General features: G+C 65.3%; 2 protein-coding genes. Both read left to right on the forward strand.

What is annotated here, in order from left to right; all coding sequences use genetic code 11:
- Nucleotides 1-218 precede the first annotated feature (218 nt).
- On the forward strand, nt 219-1280 hold the full coding sequence (locus AC062T_RS13995) for a threonine aldolase family protein (protein WP_476031034.1): 1062 nt from the start codon (nt 219-221) through the stop codon (nt 1278-1280).
- Nucleotides 1281-1431: 151 nt separating this feature from the next.
- Nucleotides 1432-2042, forward strand: a 611-nt coding sequence (locus tag AC062T_RS14000) for a TIGR03560 family F420-dependent LLM class oxidoreductase (protein WP_476031036.1), incomplete at its 3' end; no start/stop codon positions are given.

Consider the following 2042-nt stretch of genomic DNA (forward strand, 5'->3'; position numbering starts at 1 on the left):
GTTGTGAGTCGGGGTTGATTCGGGTGAACCCTGACGTGCACGGCAATTCGGGTAAGTGCCTCAACGTTAGGTGACATCCGGGGATTTATCGGTATATCAGCGCCCCCCAGATCGGGGGATCGAGTTGGCGGCGAAAAAAGCCAGCCTCGCGGCGCACCCGCAACCGGAGCGGGGCGGGGCGGGCACGCGCATCGGATGCGCAGTGCCAGAATTGACGAGTGCAACGCCATGACCCCCAGATCCGCCATTTCGCCAGCGACAACTACGCGGGAGCGCATCCCGAAGTCCTCGCCGCCATCGCTGAGGCCAACGGCGGGCACCAGGTTAGCTACGGCGGCGATGTTTACACGGAGCGGCTGCACGAGATCATCCGCGACCAGTTCGGGCAGCACGCTGGCGTCTTTCCCGTCTTCAACGGCACCGGCGCCAACGTGGTGGCACTCACGAGCATGCTGCCGCGCTGGGGAGGCGTGATAGCGGCGTCGACGGCCCACATCAACACCGATGAGAACGCGGCACCCGAGCGCATCGGCGGCATCAAGCTGCTGACGGTGGACACCCCGGACGGAAAACTCACGCCAGAGCTGATCGACCTCCAAGCGGGCGGCCGGGGAGACGAGCATCGCGCTGAACCCCTCGTCGTCAGCATCACGCAGTCCACCGAGCTGGGCACGGTTTACACCCCCGACGAACTGCGAGCGATATGCGACCACGCCCATTCGCTCGGGATGCGGGTGCACGTCGATGGCTCGCGAATCGGCAATGCGGCAGCAGCCCTCGGGGTCTCCCTGCGCGAGCTGACGACAACGGCAGGCGTCGACATCCTCAGCCTCGGCGGCACCAAGAACGGCCTGCTCTATGGCGAGGCGGTCGTCGTGCTCAGCCCCGAAGCATCCGTCGGGCTGCCCTACCTGCGCAAGTACATGATGCAGTTGTCGTCCAAGATGCGGTTCGCCTCAGCCCAGCTAATCGCGCTGTACGAGGGCGACCTGTGGCTGCGCAGCGCACGCCACGCCAACGCGATGTCGGCTCGGCTGCGGGGCACGCTCGACGATGCGATTGCTGCGGGCGCGGCACCCGGCCTGCGCTTCACACAGCCGACGCAGGTGAACTCGCTCTTTGCCGTGCTGCCTGCCGAGGCCGCCGCACGCCTGCGCGAGACACACCACTTCTACGACTGGAACCGCTCTGCCGGCGAGGTTCGGTGGATGACGAGCTTCGACACGACAGAAGCTGACGTCGACCAGTTTGCGGCCGACATCATCGCATCGCTTAGCTAAGCCGAGCGATTAACGCCTGCGGTTGAGGCGCCGACATCCAATCGCGCGGCATTGGCTGGCTTAGCATGGGGCGGGGGCGAGTGAGCTGCGCCATCGCAGGTCACGTTGTCAGCGAGCAGCACCACTACCGCACAACGAAAGGCACCTGACCATGCGATTCGGAATGTTCATTCCCCAGGGTTGGCGTCACGATCTCGTGGGCATCGACCCCGCCGAGCAGTGGCACACGATGAGCTCACTCGCCGCAGAAGCCGATGCCGGCGAGTGGGAGTCAATCTGGGTCTACGACCATTTCCACACCGTGCCCGTTGCAACCGACCAGGCGACGCACGAGGCATGGACCCTCATGTCGGCATTCGCCGCAACAACGTCGCGCGTGCGGCTCGGCCAGATGTGCACGTGCATGAGCTACCGGAATCCGGCCTACCTGGCCAAGGTCGCCGCAACCGTGGATCTGATCTCCGGCGGCAGGGTCGAGATGGGCATCGGCGCTGGCTGGTACGAGCACGAATGGCGGGCATACGGCTACGGGTTCCCGCGGCCGGGAGAGCGGCTAGCGCGCCTCGACGAGGGTGTGCAGATTATGAAGCAGGCCTGGCAAACGGGCAGCGCAACCCTCGACGGTGCTCACTACCAGGTCGAGAACGCCATCGTTCGTCCGCTTCCCCTGCAGGATGGCGGCCCTCCCGTGTGGATCGCGGGCGGCGGAGAGAAGGTCACCCTGCGCATCGCCGCAAAGTATGCGGACTACACGAACTTTGC

Source organism: Homoserinimonas sp. (genome assembly GCF_056262345.1).